Source organism: Dyella sp. 2RAB6, from assembly GCF_052115385.1.
In the GTDB taxonomy this organism is placed as follows: domain Bacteria; phylum Pseudomonadota; class Gammaproteobacteria; order Xanthomonadales; family Rhodanobacteraceae; genus Dyella_D.
Genome location: NZ_JBFRGP010000016.1, coordinates 53,857 through 69,670, shown reverse-complemented (window position 1 = coordinate 69,670; position 15,814 = coordinate 53,857). Strand labels below are relative to the sequence as shown.

The window sequence follows — 15,814 nt, the reverse complement described above, 5'->3', positions numbered from 1 at the left end:
GAACCGGATACGCAAGCGCAAAATCCTGCTGGATTGGATGGCGCCACCGCGCGGCGGTATTCTGTACTGACCGGTTCTGTAGCAAGCCCGCACCCCACCTGCAGGATCGCCCGTCTTTTCTTGCAAGGTTATCGTCGATGGCCGAACTCTGGTCCCATCTGGTCGCATGGTTTGCCGGCCATGGCGTGCTTCCCGTCCTGCAGCTGCTGCATCTGCAAGTACTGGCCGGCGATCCGAAGGACATCGCCGAGTCGCTGCTGATCGCCACCCTGCAGTTGGGCATCATCGGCCTGATCTTCCGCCCGCTGGAAACCCTGCTGCCCGCCGAGCGCTGGGCCGACCGCAAGCTCACCCGCGTGGATTTCCAGTACACGCTGATGATGCTGGTCGGCATCTTCCCGGTCTTCAGCTTCCTGGTGCTGACGCCGATCGCCAATTATTTCGGCGGGCCCGATACCGGCCCCGCGGACGCCAGCGCCTCGCCGCTGGCGATCACGCACTGGGTGCCGTGGCTGCGGCAGCATCCGTGGCTGCTGTTCGCCTGCTATTACGTGATCTACGACTTCGTCTACTACTGGATGCACCGCCTGCAGCACGCCCTGCCCTGGTGGTGGGCGCTGCACAGCATGCATCACAGCCAGCGCCAGATGAGCTGCTGGACCAACGACCGCGGCAGCCTGGTCGACGGCTTCCTGCAGTCGATGGTGCTGGCCACGGTCGGCATCGTGATGGGCGTGGAGCCGGACCAGTTCGCGTGGCTGGTGCTGCTGGGCGAGCTGGTGCAGAACTTCTCGCATGCCAATGTGCGCATCGGCTTCGGGCCGCTGTTCGGGCGCGTGTTCGTCGATCCGAAATTCCATCGGCTGCACCATATGCTGGTCGATCCGGAGCGGCCCGGGCTGCACAACTGCAACTTCGGGCAGGTGCTGTCGGTGTGGGACGTGCTGTTCGGCACGTCGCTTCACGGCATGGCGCCGCGGCCGACCGGCGTCGGCGATCCCACCGTCGATGCGGATAACGACCACGGGCTGGTCGGGCTGCATTGGGCGGCGTTCAAGCGCTTCTGGGGTGCGGTGCGGCGGCCGGCGGGGTGGAAGCTGGGCGAGGTGGCGTTCGGGCCGGGGTATGAGCCGATACCGGTGGAGCAGTTGGATCTGCATCATCTGGTGCCGCACCCTTCCGCACCGCCCATGAGTATCGATGGCGACGTGGCGGCGACGCCGAGTACGCCGGCGGCCTGAACCTTCGCACGCGGCAGGCGTCGCGCGGATCGCCACTGCGGCATGCACCAAAACAAAAGAGCCGCCGGTTACCCGGCGGCTCTTTCTTTTCTACTGGCTCTCTACTTGCCACGGGACCGGAGTCCCGTGGCCATCAGCGATCATCAGAAGTCGTACGTCACACCGAAGCGCACGTAACGCGGGGTCTGCGAGCTGATCGGACGCAGGTAGCTGGAGCTGGTCGAGATCGCGTAGACCTGGGTGGTGGTCTGCTTGTTCAGCACGTTGTAGACCATCACGTTGAAGCCCAGCTTCTTGTCCGCCCATTCCGGACGGTACTCGGCGCTGACGCTCAGCAGGTAGGTCCACGGATTGCGCGTGGTACCCGGCGACCACGGCTTGCCGCCGCAGAAGTGGTAGTACGGACCGTAGCCCAGACCCGGGTTGGTCTCATCCGCACCGTACAGACCCAGGCAGGTCCGCGGCGTGCCGGACAGGATCGCCACGTTGCCGGAAACCATCCACTCCGGAGCGATCTGGTACGAGCCGTAGGCCTTGATCTGGTGACGGCGATCGTTGGACAGCGAGCCGTTGGCGTAGTCCATGACCTGGGCGTAATCCCAGTCGACCGTCGCCGAGACGTCGGTCTGGCCGATATCCGAACGCACCTGGCCTTCCGAGTTGCCGAAGCTATGCGACCACACGTAGTCCAGGCGGCCGTACCACTTGCCGTCGAACGGATGCTCCAGGAACAGGTTCATCCCGTAGTACTTGCGCTTCATCGTGGTGTTGAAGCCGAAGTCCTTCTGCCAATCCATCGGGACGTTGTAGTAACCGCCGCCGAGCTTCGGGACCAGGAAGTCCGCGCTCTTGCCCGGGTTGATCAGGATGCTGCCCGGAACCTGGGTCGCGTCGTAGGTCGCCGGATCGATGCCCATCGCGTTCATCTTGCGGATGATCGAAACGTTGTCACCGATATCGTCGATCGCGTTGCGCAGCTTGCGGAACGTGGCCTTGGCACCGTAGACCCACGAGTCGCCCAGCTTCTTGTCGAAGCCGAGGATGTACTCGTCCTGGTACTCGGACTTCAGGTTACGCGCGGAAGCCACGTTCGGATCGCGCGGCTGGCCGTACTCGCCGTTCGCCGAGAACGGAGCGCCAGCGCCGAGGCTGGTGTTGAGCGGGGTCAGGCCGGTCGGCACGCCGTTGGCATCGATGCCGGTGTAGGTGAAGTACTCGCGGGTGTACAGCGAGGAACCCGCCGAGCGCAGCGCCACGCTGGTCGGCATCGCCAGGTAGTAGCGGCCGGCGTTGCCGTAGACCTTGAAGCTGGAGTCGCCGAACACGTCCCAGCTGAAGCCCACGCGCGGAGCCCACTGCGGCTTGGTCAGGCGCAGGTAGGGCGCACCGGAAGCACCGAAGTTGGTGAACTGGTCGTTGCGCAGGCCGATCTTGACCAGCCAGCGGTCGTTGATCTGCCAGTCGTCCTGCAGGTACTGGGCGCGCTGCTGCACGCGGACCGAGGCGTTGTCGTGGTAGCGGTAGCGGGCCACGTAGAAGCCGGTCTGGCCGCCCGGCTGCGAACCGGTGTTGGCCACCCACGGCGAGTTATGCCAATCGGCACCCGGCTGTGCGGTACCCGGGCCACCGACCACGTAGGTGTCCGGATCGCCGTCCATGGTGTCGTATTCCCACGCGTAGCCGAGGCCACTGCCGGGGAACTGCGTACCAGCGTCGGTGTTGCGCACGTCCTGGTTGTCGATACCGCCGGTGATGGTGTGATCACCCAGCTTGTAGGTCAGGTCGACGCGCAGGTTGGTGTTGGTGGTCTTGTGACCCGGCAGGTTGATCGTCGAGACCGTCTGGTTGTTCGTGATCGGATTGCCGCCGGTGATGTCCGGATCCTGGTTTTCCGTGGTGAACAGGTACGGGTTGGTCGGATCGTAGCCCGGCGTGTTGGTGTAGTACTTGCCCTTCATCTTGCCGTACTGCACCGACAGGGTCAGGTCGTCGGTGATGTAGCTGGTGAACTTGGTCGTGTACAGATTGAACGAGTTCTTGACCGACGTGTCGTAGCTGTTGAGACCGCCTTCCTTCAACGTGCTGTAGTCGAAGTTATTCAGCGTGCCGTTGTAGGACGTCTTGTTGGAGACGCCGGTCACCTCGAGGATGTTGCTGTCGGTGATGTTCCAGTCCAGCTTGCCGTACCACTTCGGGCTGTTGATCTTGCCGTGGTCGACGAACGGCGCGGTGTTCGGGCCGACGCCGGCCGGCGCGTTCAGGCTGGTGTTCTTGCCCTGCTCACGCTCGTATTCGGCGGCCAGGAAGAAGAACAGCTTGTCCTTGATCAGCGGACCGCCGATGTAGGCGGAATACGTGGTCGTCCAGGACTTGTTGTCGTTACGGTACTGGCGCAGCTTGCCGTTCGAACCGTCCTTGTTGACGTAGTAGTAGTTCTTCGGATCGCTTTCCAGCGAGGTCGGGGTCCACAGGACCTGACCGCCGAAGTGCCACTCGTTGGTGCCGCGCTTGCCGACCTGGCTGATCACGCCGCCGTCGGAACGGCCGTAAGCCGCGCCGTAACCGCCGGTGAGGATTTCCTGCTGGTCGATCGCGCCGTACGGCAGGCTCAGGCCACCCAGGCCGCTCAGCGGATCGGTGGTGTTGAAGCCGTTGATGTAGTACGCGTTCTCCGTCACCGACGAACCGCCGAAGGAAACCAGCGGGCCGCCCATGTTGCCGGCGAAGTAGCTGCTGCCCTGGACCACGCCCGGCGCCAGCAGCGCGATCGCTTCAGCGCTGCGCGCGAGCGGCAGGCGAGCCAGCTGCTGGGAGGTGATCACGGTGCGCGAGTCGACGCCGGAGACGTCGATGGCCGGCAGTGCGTTGGCCGTCACCGTCACCGCGGACAGCGACGAGGCGTTGGAGGCCGAAGCGAACGAGATTTCCGTGGTCGAACCGACGGTCAGGGTGACGTCCTTGCGGGTGTCGACCGTGGAGCCGCCCTTCTGCAGGGTGACGGTGTAGGAACCGACCGGCAGGTTGTTGGCGCTGTAGCGACCGGAGGCGTCCACCGTCACCTGGCGGTTCAGGCCCGTGGCGCTGGTGATCGTGACGGTGTCGCCAGCTTCGGCCAGGCCGGCGATGTTGCCGGTGGTCGCCTGACCGAACGCGATGCCGGTCATGCCGGCCATCAGCGCGGCAGCAAGCGCCGTATGACGCAGATATCCGCGATTCAACGAACGAAAACTCATTTGGATCTCCCCGAAAACGCCCACGTGGGAGGTGGGCAAAATTGAGCAAAACCGCCCTTAGCGGGCGATAGGCCAAAAGGTTGCAAAGACTGCATCTGTAGGTGACTCCCCCTGCAGCTGCCCCTCTGCATTCCCGGTTGCGGCGACGATTTCTTGCGAGCCTCCCGTGGCTGTAAGCAAGCTGTCGTCTGACTGTCGCATCAGGAACATCCCGAAAATAACGTCGACCGTTACATCAAGTCAACATTTACTTAATGAATCGCACAGCACTGCGGTTTTCAAGCCACCGCGATTCTTCTCATTTGCACTCGAACCTGCGAAGGCCGGAAATCCCGCGCTGCAACACTTTGAGCGGGTTCGCAATATCTTGCGCAAAAGGCGCAGCAAGTAATCGCGGCCTACCGATTAAGCGCAATGAGGAGCACGCGACTCGGCATTAAATCGCTAATCGAATTTCTGTACTCGCCGCTCGCCGCACGCATAAAAAAAGCCCGGCGCAAGGCCGGGCTCGTTCGGGTCCTGTCGCAATGCCTTACGGGCGCCGCGCCAGTTCCGGGTTCTCCTTGGTCTGCGGCATCAGGTCCTGCTTGGACACGCCCAGCCACAACAGGATCGGGCTGGCCACGAAGATGGACGAGAGCGTACCGACCAGGATGCCGATCAGCATGGTGATGGCGAAGCCCTGCACCACCGCGCCGCCGATGAAGTACAGCGCGGCCATGGTGATCGCGGTGAACAGCGAGGTGATGATGGTTCGCGACAGCGTGCTGTTGATCGAGCGATTGAGCACTTCCACCGGCTCGGCCTTGCGCGCCAGCCGGAACAGCTCGCGGATACGGTCGAACACCACCACCTTGTCGTTGATCGAGTAGCCGATCACCGCCAGCACCGAGGCCAGCACGGTCAGGTCGAACTCGCGGCCGGTGATCACCAGCACGCCGAGGGTGACCAGCACGTCGTGCACCTCGGTCACCAGCGCGGCGATGGCGAAGCGCCGCTCGAAGCGCACCCACAGGTACAGGCCGATGCCGAGGATCACCAGGCCCGCCGCCATGGTGCCGTCGCTGCGCAGTTCGTCGCCGACCTGCGAGCTGACCGAGGAGCGGCTCTTGAGCAGGGCATCCGCCCGCGCCGCCTTCAGCGCCTCGCTGACGACCAGCGAGACCTTGTCCAGGTTCACCTTGCCCTGGTCCAGCATCGCCGCGGTCGGCTGCATGCGGATCGAGACCTCCTTGGTGCCGCCCAGGCTCTGCACCACGGCGTGCTCCATGCCGGCCTTGGCCAGCGCGTCGCGCACCTCGGCCACCGCCACCGGCTGCTGGTAGCTCACCTCGGCGGAAATACCGCCGGTGAAGTCCAGGCCGTAGTTGAGGCCGCGCGAGGCCAGCAGCGCGATCGACACCAGCATCAGCAGTACGGCGATGCCGATGCTGACCTTGCGCATGCCCAGGAAGTTGACGTTTGCGTTGTGGTTGAAGATTTCCATGAGTGCCTGTTCCTCTTCAGACCGACAGCGTCTTGAGTTTGCGATGGCCGTGGATCAGCAAGGTGATCGCATGGGTCAGGGTGACCGAGGTGAACATCGAGGTCAGGATGCCGATCAGCAGCGTCACACCGAAGCCGCGAATCGGGCCGGAGCCCATCGTGGTCAGTGCCAGCGCGGCGATCACGTGAGTGACGTTGGCATCCAGGATGGTCGCCCAGGCTTTCTCGTAGCCGGCGCGGATCGACGCGTGCGGCGAGGAGCCGTTGCGCAGTTCCTCGCGTACGCGTTCGCAGATCAGCACGTTCGCGTCGATCGCCATGCCCAGCGTAAGCACGATACCGGCGATGCCCGGCATGGTCAGCGTCACGCCGACCAGCGACATCACCGCAACCAGGATCACCAGGTTGAAGAACAGCGCCACGTCGGCCACCAGGCCGAACAGCTTGTAGTAGATGGCCGCCGCCAGCAGCACCAGGCCCAGGCCGATCAGCACGGCCTTCATGCCCTTGGCGATGTTGTCCTGGCCCAGGCTCGGGCCGATCACGCCTTCCTCGACGATATCGATCGGCGCGGCCAGCGAACCGCCCTTCAGCAGCAGGGCCAGCTCGGAAGCTTCCTTGGGGCTGCGCAGGCCGGTGGTCTGGAAGTTCTTGCCGAACACGCCCTGGATGGTGGCGAAGTTGATCACTTCCTCAGTGATCTTCGGCGTGCGCACGACCTTGCCGTCCACCACCTTGGTCTCGACCACGCGCTCCACGTACACCACGCCCATCGGCTTGCCGACGTTGCTGGTGGTGAAGTCGAGCATCTTCTTGGCGCCGGCGGCATTGAGCGTCACCGACACCATCGGCGAGCCGCTGGTCTGCTCGGTGCCGGAAGAAGCATCGACCAGCTGGTCGCCGGTGACGATGATCTTCTTGCTCAGCAGCACCGGGTTGCCGCGCGGGTCCTTGTACAGGCGCGCTTCCGGCGGCACGTTGCCGGAGGTCTTCGCATCCTGGGCCTGCTGCGGCGTGCCGTAGCCGGCGCGGTATTCCAGGGTGGCGGTGGCGCCGATCAGCTTCTTGGCCTCGGCGGTGTCCTGCACGCCGGCCAGTTCGACGATGATGCGGCCCTCGCCCTGCTGCTGGATGATCGGCTCGGACACGCCCAGCGCATTGATACGGTTGCGCAGCGTGCCCAGGTTCTGGCGCACGGCGCCGAGCGAGGTCTCGCGCAGCTTGTCCGGGCGCAGCACGGCGTTGAGCACGAAGCGGTCGCCGGTGACCTGGCCGTCCTGGGTGGTGAGGTCCGGATAATCGGCGGCGATCGCATTGGCCGCCGCGGTGCGCTCGGCGGCGGAGCGCAGCACAACGGCCACGCCCTGGCCGCGCACGGCATTGCGGCTGACCGAGTCGTAGCGGATGTTCTTCTCGCGCAGCATGCTGCGGATGTCGTCCGCGTAGCGCGTCTCCTGCTTGTCCACCACGTCGTTCTGGTCCACTTCCATCAGGAAGTGCACGCCGCCCTGCAGGTCCAGGCCCAGCGGCATCGAGCGCGCATAGATCATGGACAGCCAGTGCGGCACGGTGGACTTGAGGTTGAAGGCCACGGTGTAGTCGTCGCCCAGCGCCGTCTTGATGTCCTCGCCGGCGGCCTTCTGCACGTCGGCGTTGGCGAAGCTCACCAGCAGATGGTCGTTCTTCAGCTCGACGCTCTGGTAGGCGATGTTCTGCTGCTTGAGCGCATACAGCGCCTTCTCCTGCAGCGCCTGGTTGACCACGCCGTTGCGGTTGGCCGTGACCTGTACCGCCGGCTGCGGCAGGAACACGTTCGGCAGCGCGTAGACGATGCCCAGCACCAAAACGATGGCGACCAGGAAAAATTTCCAGCGTGGAAAATCACTCATGCCTTGCATCCGTCAAGAGCCGCGGCACGGGGGCCGCGGCGGTAGCATCGTTCGTGTTGCGGCCAGGCCGTCCGCCCCCGCGGGACGGCCTTCGGCGGATGGCTCCGCCCGCTAGCCGCGATCCCTCAGGACGACTTCAGCGAGCCCTTCGGCAGCACCTGGGACACCGAGCCCTTCTGCACCTTGATCTTCACGTTCGGCGCGATCTCGAGGGTGATGAACGACTCGCCCACTTCGTCCACGCGGCCGGCGAGGCCGCCGTTGGTCACCACTTCGTCGCCCTTGGCCAGGGCCGAGACCATCGAGCGGTGTTCCTTCTGCCGCTTCATCTGCGGGCGGATCATCAGGAAGTAGAACACCACGAACAGCAGGATCAGCGGGCCGAAGGTCATCAGCGGGTTCGGCGCCTGGGCACCGGCGGCCGGCGCGGCCTGGGCAATCACGAAAGTGCTCGGAAAATTCATCTTCTTGTCTCGTAAGTAGCGGTCCCGGCTGAAATTTCCGCCGGAAGCCTGAAAAAGATCGTGGATTATGCCACGCCCCCCGGTGCTCACGCACACGGGCCGAATGGCCCTGGCTCGGACAGGAGCAGGGTTTATGGGGTTCCCCGGGGGCCGCTTGCAAGCGTGCCGGCGCGTTTTACCCCGCCCTCTTGTTCCAAATGAGATTCGCGCCACGGAGCTGCGCAGCCGCGTAGGTTGGGGTGAGCCGCAAGCGAACCCCAACACCGCCGCCACGTTGGGGTTCGCCTGCGGCTCACCCCAAGCTACGCCGCTAACCCTGGGGCCGCACCCGCTTCGCGTAGAACTCGGCCACGAACTCCTCCAGCTTGCCGGCCCCGATCGCCTCGCGCAGGCCGGCCATCAGCCGCTGGTAGTGCCGCAGGTTGTGCATGGTGGCGAGCTGGCTGGCCAGGATCTCGTTGCAGCGATCCAGGTGGCGCAGGTAGGCGCGGCTGAAGCCGCCGGCACAGGCGTAGCAGTCGCAGCCTTCCTCGATCACCCGCGTATCCATCGCGTACTTGGCGTTGCGGATGCGCAGCGTGCCCTCGGCGACGAACAGGAAGCCGTTGCGCGCGTTGCGGGTGGGCATCACGCAGTCGAACATGTCGATGCCGCGGCGCACCGCTTCGACGATGTCTTCCGGCCGGCCCACGCCCATCAGGTAGCGCGGCTTGTCCGCCGGCAGCAGCGGCACGGTGAAGTCCAGCGTGTGGTTGCGCTCGGCTTCCGGCTCGCCCACCGCCAGGCCGCCCACGGCATAGCCGTCGAAGCCGATGCCGACCAGGCCCTCGGCGGAACGGCGGCGCAGGTTCTCGTACACGCTGCCCTGCACGATGCCGAACAGCGAATTGGGATTGTTCAAGTCATCGAAGGCGCGGCGCGAGCGCTCGGCCCAGCGCAGGCTCAGCTCCATCGAGGTGGCGGCGACTTTCTCGGTGGCCGGATACGGCGTGCACTCGTCGAAGATCATCACCACGTCCGAATCCAGCGTCTTCTGGATGCGCATGGATTCCTCCGGCGAGAGGAACACCTTCGAGCCGTCCACCGGCGAAGCGAACGTCACGCCTTCCTCGGTGATCTTGCGCTTGTGCGCCAGCGAGAACACCTGGAAGCCGCCGGAGTCGGTGAGGATCGGCTTGTCCCAGCCGATAAAGCGATGCAGCCCGCCGAACTGCTCCACGATCTCCAGCCCGGGCCGCAGATACAGATGGAAGGTGTTGCCCAGGATCACCTCCGCGCCGATCTCGAGGATGTCGCGCGGGGTCATCGCCTTCACCGAGCCATAGGTGCCCACCGGCATGAAGGCCGGGGTTTCCACCGTGCCGCGGTCGAAAGTAAGCCGGCCACGCCGGGCCGCGCCGTCGGTGGCGGAGATGTCGAAACGAAGGGAAGTCATCCCGGCATTATCGCCGGTTTGGGCAGGGTCCGCGCGAAAGGCCACCCGCGTAGGTTGGGGTGAGCCGCAGGCGAACCCCAACATGCAGCGCCGGATGTGGCGCCCGTTGGGGTTCGCCTGCGGCTCACCCCAACCTACTTCAGGTCGGCGGCAGGATCATCATCGCGTCCCCATACGAGAAGAACCGATACCGCTGCGCCACCGCATGGCGATAAGCGCCCAGCACGAACTCCCGCCCCGCCAGCGCGGACACCAGCATCAGCAGGGTCGACTGCGGCAGGTGGAAGTTGGTGATCAGGCCGTCGATGCTGCTGAACTTGTAGCCGGGGAAGATGAAGATCTGCGTCTCGCCCGCGAACGGCCGCAGCTCGCCGTCGCGGCTGGCGCTCTCCAGCGCGCGCACCACCGTGGTGCCCACCGCGATCACACGGCCGCCGCGGGCCCGCGTGCGGCGCACCTGCTCCACCAGCCCCGCACCGACGTTGAGCCATTCGCGGTGCATCTGGTGGTCCTTGATCTCCTCCGCGCGCACCGGCTGGAAGGTGCCGGCGCCGACGTGCAGGGTCACATAGCCGAACTCCACGCCCAGCTCGCGCAGCTGCGCCAGCATCGCTTCGTCGAAATGCAGGCCGGCGGTGGGCGCCGCCACCGCGCCGGGTTCGCGTGCGAACACGGTCTGGTAGCGCTCCAGGTCGCTGGCGTCGGCGTGGCGCTCGATATACGGCGGCAGCGGCATCTCGCCCAGGCGGCGCAGCAGGCGTTCCAGCGGTTCCGGCGATTCGAAGCGCAGGCGGAAGAACTGGCCGTCGCGGCCCAGCACCACGGCATGGCTGCCGTCGGCCAGCTCGATGCGCCCGCCTTCTTTCGGCTTCTTGCTCACGCCCAGCTGGGCGATCGCCTCGTGCGCGCCGGTGACGCGCTCGAGCAGGATCTCCACCGCCCCGCCGCTTTCCTTGCGCCCGTACAGCCGCGCCGGCAGCACGCGGGTGTCGTTGAGGATGAGCAGGTCGCCCGCGCGCAGCAGCCCCGGCAGTTCGCGGAACATGCGGTCCTGCAGCGACTGCGCCTGCGTATCCAGCAGCAGCAGGCGGCTGGCCGAACGCTCCGGCAGCGGGGCCTGGGCGATCAGTTCGGGCGGCAGCTGGAAATCGAAATCTGACTTCTTCAACGGGGGACTCGGCAGGGGCCGCGGGCGGCGGGAAACGGCGCATTATCCCGCAGCCCGGCCGCCCCGGCACGCCTCACGCGGTTCTGGCCGCCTTTTTACGGCGGCGCACGACGGCAAAACCGACGATACCGATCACCAGCACCAGGCCGCCGGTGAGCAAGGGCAGGTTATGCCGCAGCGCGCGCCTGGCCTTGACTACATAAAGATGCCGCTGCATCACGCGGGCGCTGGCGAAATCCGGCTCCGGGCAGCTTTCGCCGAAGTTCTCGGCCCACGGCACGTACGCGCCCTGCTTCACATATCGGTCGTACAGCGCCTTGGCCTTGAGCAGCCGCTCCGGCACCACCGGCGGCGTGCCGTCGCCGTTGTCGCCGTAATCCGGCGGGCCTTCCAGCATCCAGCCGCTGGCCTTGCACAGCACCGCCGCGAAAGCCTGCGAGCGCGGCGGCAGCAGGTCGGCCGCGCCGGCGGCGCGGTCGGCGGCCAGATAGCGGTAATGGAAGCGGCGCTCCGGCTTGGGTGCGGTGTCGGCGTAGCGCTGGCGCTCTCCGTCGGTGACGAAGGACTGCTTCAGGTCGTCCGCGCTATGCCCGCTGCCGCCCTGGAAGCCGCCGCCCATGTCGTTGTAGTCCGGCCCCTGCTCGTAGCCGAACAGCTCCATGCCCAGCTCGCGCTGGATCGCCGCCGCGCGGTAGCGGGCCTCGGCCTTGCCGATATCGGTCCAGGTATGCTCGGCGTCGTGCAGGTCCTGGGCGAACTCGCGCGCCTTGGCGCGCAGGTCGTCCTTGCCGAAGCGCTCGTCGCTGCTGGCCGGGAAATAGTTCTGCGCTTCGTCGTAGCGGCCGGCGCGCATCATGCGCCGGGCCAGCGTCCAGCGCAGGTTGTCGCCGAACGGCGCCGAGCCGGGGTAGTAGCTCGGCGCGGCGGAGCCCGCCTTGGCCGGGGCCGGCGGCGCCGAAGCCGGCACGCGCGCATCGACGAAGCTCTTCAGCTCGTCGATGGTGAGCACGCGCTCGGCCAGGTAAGTCACGTCGTTGCCGAAACCGGTGCCGCTGGTCTCGTCCTCGGGATAGAACTCGTTGCCGCTGCCACCGACCGCGATGGCCGCGTCGTACAGCCGCCCCATCGCTTCCACATAGTCGCCGCGCGCAAGCGCCAGCACGCCCTGCTCGCCGAGCAGCAGATGGGTGTTGTCCGGATCGATGCTGGCCCCAGCCATGGACTTGGGATCATTGGCCTTGGGGAAAGCCTTGACCGCATCCGCATACGCCGCAGTCGCCGCCGCCAGATCGCCCCTCTGCAAGGCCAGCTTGGCGCGCACCCAGCTCGACAGCGGGCCCGGCGCCTTGTCGACCAGCTTGGCGGCAAGGTCGTAGCGGCCGGCGCGATAAGCCAGCGCGGCGAGACGGTCAGCGCCTTCCACATGCTCCAGCCCGCGCTGCTCGATCGCCGCCACCAGCGTGACCAGGGCAGGGTTGGGCTTGCTGGTCATGCTCTTGCCGTCGGCCGCTTCGCTGACCACGTCGTCGACGCGCGCCAGCGCATAGATCACCAGCAGGCGCTGCGAGATCGGATGGTCGATCAAGGCGGCGGCGAGCGTGTCGTCGCGCAGAGCCGTGTTGGCCAGGATCGACAGCGACTGCACCGCACTGCCCGAGCCATGCCCGGCCTGCGCGGCATACAGTGTGATGGCGTGCTTCATATCTTCCGGCGCAAGACGCACGCCGCAGTCGTTGTCCGGCCCCGCCATCTCGTTCCAGCCGCAGCGCTTGCCGTCGACGAACAGGTGCAGGCGCGCCTCTTCGCCGAAGCTGGACAGCGCCAACCCCTGCGTGTCGCTGCCGCCGTCGAGCGCACGCGCGCGCACCTGCTGGAAAGCCTTGGCCGCGGCGTCGCGCTCGCGCTTGAACACAGTGGCGTCGCTGGCCTGGTCGAGCGCGCGCTCCGCATGGATGCGGCCGAGCATGTAGGCCGCCCACACCGAGCGCAGCCTGGCCTGTTCCGGCGGCAGGGCCAGCACTTTTTCGAAACTGGCGACGGCCTGGTCCATCCCCGGGCCACTGGAAACCATGCAGTGTGCGGTGGCCGGTGGTGCGTCTTCGCCGGCCGCGGACGCGTCCTCGCTGGCTGCGCCCCGGCCTTCGCACGCACCCTGCGCGATCTCGAAATCCGCCGCGCCGGCAGCGTACAGCCGCAGATCTTCCGGCAGCCCCTTGCCCTTCTCGTAAACCTCGGCGCCGCTCTGCAGCTGACGCAGCTCGGCCAGCTGCTGCCACTGCGCCGGCGCCAGGCCCAGCCACTTGGCCATGGCCGCCGCGTCGTCGGCCTTGGGCGCCTCGCCCGCTTCGTCGTCCGGCAACTTGTCGGTGGCCGGCAACAGACTGGCCGCCTCGAAAGCGAAGCTGTTCTGCGGCGTGGCCTTCAGGGTCAGCTCGCGATGGTCCAGCAACTGGCTGGGGAAATCCGGACCGCAGGCCCACACCGTGGCGGCAGCGATGCCGGCGAGCAGGCCGGCGGCAATCCATTGGCGCTTGTACATCGGAACTCCGTCCCCTGGGTTAGACCGTGAATGATGCGGGGAAAGACGCCGCAGCGGAATAGCGGCGTCAAGGCTCCATCGTGGGTTGCGCGGAGGCATCGCCGCAGCGTGCCCAGCCGATCGCGCGCTGGTAGTGCGCGCGCAGCCAGCCGTCGCGTTCGCGGCGCAAGAACGGGCGGCCGCCCTGCTGGCCCAGCGCGTAACCGTTGACGCCGTCGGCGATGCTGCAGGCGGCCGGCAAGTCGATCCGGGACGGCAGGCGCGCATCCACTTCGCCGTCGTTGCGCAACACGATGTCCGCCGCACCCGCCACCGCGCCGGGCTGGAAGAACACCGCCAGCGTTGCCTTCAAGGGCGCACCGGCCATCACCGCACGCCAGGTCGGCAGGCTCCAGGCGCGCGCATCCTGGGTGGTGGGCAGGCGGAACCAGACAATGCCGGCCAGGCCCTTGGGCGGGTCATCGCGCAGACCGGCCAGCAGCTTCGCCACCTCGGCCGGCGCGGCGACCAGTTCGCTCGCCTCCGTGCCGCCGGCCAGCAAGGGCGTTTCGCTTTCGATCGCGACGACGCGGCCGTTGTCGTCCCAGGCGACGCGCGAGCCATACGTGGGCAACGCCACGCGGAACGGCTTGCCGGCGCGCGCGGCGAAACGGTCGATCCAGCTGCGGGCGAGCGCCGGATCGAACAGGCCGGCGCGTGGCGATTGCACGGCATGGACTTGCAGCACGACTTCGTCGACTTGCCCCGTGACGTCTTCGAGCTGATCGGAAGCCAGCCATGCAGGCAAGGCGGTGATCGACAGCGGTGTCGTGCCGAGGGCGCGCTTCAGTCGCGCGAGGAAATCGGCGTAGGCCGGCAGGCGTGCGGTGCCGCAATCGTGATCGATCTCGATGCCGGCGAGCGGTACGCCGCTCCACGCGTTGCGCAAGGCGAGCGTCTGGGCAAGCAGCGCGTCCGCATCCCATTGCGGCAGCTGGCCGTCGATACGTATCACCAGCACTACCGGCCGATGCGTGGCGGCGAGCGCGGTGCGATCGATCGTCACCGGCTGCAGTTGTCCACGCGCATCGGTCTGCGCCGCCAGCACGCGCCATACGCGGATCGCATCGGCCGATTGCGTCAGCGCGGAAGTCACGGCGGGGTTCCATTGGCGTTGCCAAATGTAGGCGTCGTGCAGCAGTGGCGCGGAGGGATGCTGGCAGGCGGCGAGCATGCTGCAGATCAAGATGGCTGCCAGCCAGCGCCGCACGCCGTTCGAGTTCAAATGCATCAAGCGTTCCTCGCCGCGGAGTGATGAAAAGCCCCTCTCCCATCGGGAGAGGGGTTGGGGTGAGGGTACGGGCGGAGTGAGGCGCCCCACTCCGCCCGTACCCTCATCCGGCTGCCGCCACCTTCCTCGCTCCTCCACGCGAAGAGGGCACAGGGATGTGCCCGGCTTTGATGAGCGAGGAGAGCCGCGCACGTCCCTGTGCGCTCCCCGCGTGCTCCCGAAGGGAGAAGGGTTTCACTTCGGGCGCAATATCGGATTTCACCTAAAGACAGCGGCTGAGTCGTCTTGATACTTTGGTAGCTGTTACCTGCGGAGTGTTTCCGACGCGTCGCGGGCAACCATCGCAGCAATGCTGTGAGAAGCGCGAGCCAAGGGTGCTAGGAACACCCCTGACCCGCTAACCATCACCAACTGTAGGAGAGTCGATCATGGCTACCCCAGATCATACGGCACCGACGCGCTCGTCGATCCCCAGGACGACACACCCACCGAACATCCGGGCCGTCCGACGACATCGCGGACACGGTTGAAGAACCGCGGCCTAAGAGTTTTCGCAGGAATGTTCCGAGCCGTGTAACCCGGCGCGTTGCCTTGCGCAACGGCGAAAGCTTCCAAAGCCACACCCCACTTCCTCAATCAAGCCGCCCGGCGCCCATGCTTTGGGCCGTCGGTGAATCTTCGAGTCCGTAAGGTCGGCGGCACGCCGAGCTGTTGGCGGCGTGCCGTTTTACGGAGCGAGGATGCGGCGCTTGGCAAGGAGCTGCTTATGAACACCTTTGGCGAACCGTGGATCACCCGCCACGCAAATTATTTTTCCGACCCCGATGCGGGGCCGGACACGTTGTTGAACGATGCCACCGAGTGGCTGCGGTACGCGCACAACGCGATTCAACTGCTGGCTGACCTGGCTCATGAACGCGGCAAGATAGATAAGAAGCGCTTGCCGATCATGCTTGAAAGCATCGGTGCGTTTATCGACATGGGCGCACGCTGCGCGACGCAGGCACATCTGCGCATGCAGTGGCAGCAGATACAGCATGAGACGGCGCAACCCTCGGCGTAGGTTGGGGTGAGCAAAGCGAACCCCAAC

10 protein-coding genes are annotated in these 15,814 nt (G+C 66.2%); 2 read left to right on the top strand and 8 right to left on the bottom strand.

Annotated features, from left to right (window positions below; genetic code table 11):
* The first annotated feature begins 137 nt into the window (after window positions 1–137).
* On the top strand, window positions 138–1,241 hold the full coding sequence (locus tag AB4083_RS18655; protein WP_441609864.1) for a sterol desaturase family protein: 1,104 nt from the start codon (window positions 138–140) through the stop codon (window positions 1,239–1,241).
* Between the two features lie 143 nt (window positions 1,242–1,384).
* Here the strand turns inward: AB4083_RS18655 and AB4083_RS18650 are convergent, their stop codons facing one another.
* The 8 genes from AB4083_RS18650 to AB4083_RS18615 all read right to left on the bottom strand — a co-directional run bounded on the left by AB4083_RS18650 (window position 1,385) and on the right by AB4083_RS18615 (window position 14,724).
* Window positions 1,385–4,474: a TonB-dependent receptor gene (locus AB4083_RS18650; RefSeq protein WP_441609863.1), complete on the bottom strand. Its 3,090-nt coding sequence runs from the start codon at window positions 4,472–4,474 to the stop codon at window positions 1,385–1,387.
* 532 nt (window positions 4,475–5,006) lie between these two features.
* Window positions 5,007–5,960, bottom strand: coding sequence for a protein translocase subunit SecF (gene secF / locus AB4083_RS18645; RefSeq protein ID WP_441609861.1), 954 nt, complete (start codon window positions 5,958–5,960; stop codon window positions 5,007–5,009).
* Between the two features lie 16 nt (window positions 5,961–5,976).
* Window positions 5,977–7,848: a protein translocase subunit SecD gene (gene secD / locus AB4083_RS18640; RefSeq protein WP_441609859.1), complete on the bottom strand. Its 1,872-nt coding sequence runs from the start codon at window positions 7,846–7,848 to the stop codon at window positions 5,977–5,979.
* 125 nt (window positions 7,849–7,973) lie between these two features.
* Entirely contained in the window at window positions 7,974–8,312 is a 339-nt protein-coding gene (gene yajC, locus AB4083_RS18635; protein ID WP_441609857.1) for a preprotein translocase subunit YajC, read from the bottom strand.
* A 310-nt stretch (window positions 8,313–8,622) separates the two neighbouring features.
* Entirely contained in the window at window positions 8,623–9,747 is a 1,125-nt protein-coding gene (gene tgt / locus AB4083_RS18630) for a tRNA guanosine(34) transglycosylase Tgt (RefSeq protein WP_441609855.1), read from the bottom strand.
* A gap of 139 nt (window positions 9,748–9,886) precedes the next feature.
* Window positions 9,887–10,915, bottom strand: coding sequence for a tRNA preQ1(34) S-adenosylmethionine ribosyltransferase-isomerase QueA (gene queA / locus AB4083_RS18625; RefSeq protein WP_441609853.1), 1,029 nt, complete (start codon window positions 10,913–10,915; stop codon window positions 9,887–9,889).
* A 73-nt stretch (window positions 10,916–10,988) separates the two neighbouring features.
* A complete protein-coding gene (locus AB4083_RS18620) occupies window positions 10,989–13,454 on the bottom strand; it encodes a hypothetical protein (RefSeq protein WP_441609851.1) in 2,466 nt (821 codons plus the stop codon).
* A gap of 67 nt (window positions 13,455–13,521) precedes the next feature.
* Window positions 13,522–14,724 (bottom strand): DUF3142 domain-containing protein, encoded by a 1,203-nt coding sequence (locus tag AB4083_RS18615; protein ID WP_441609849.1) that lies wholly within the window; start codon window positions 14,722–14,724, stop codon window positions 13,522–13,524.
* A gap of 766 nt (window positions 14,725–15,490) precedes the next feature.
* On the opposite strand from AB4083_RS18615, the gene AB4083_RS18610 reads away from it, so the two are divergent.
* A complete protein-coding gene (locus tag AB4083_RS18610) occupies window positions 15,491–15,787 on the top strand; it encodes a hypothetical protein (protein WP_441609848.1) in 297 nt (98 codons plus the stop codon).
* The last annotated feature ends 27 nt before the right edge of the window (window positions 15,788–15,814 follow it).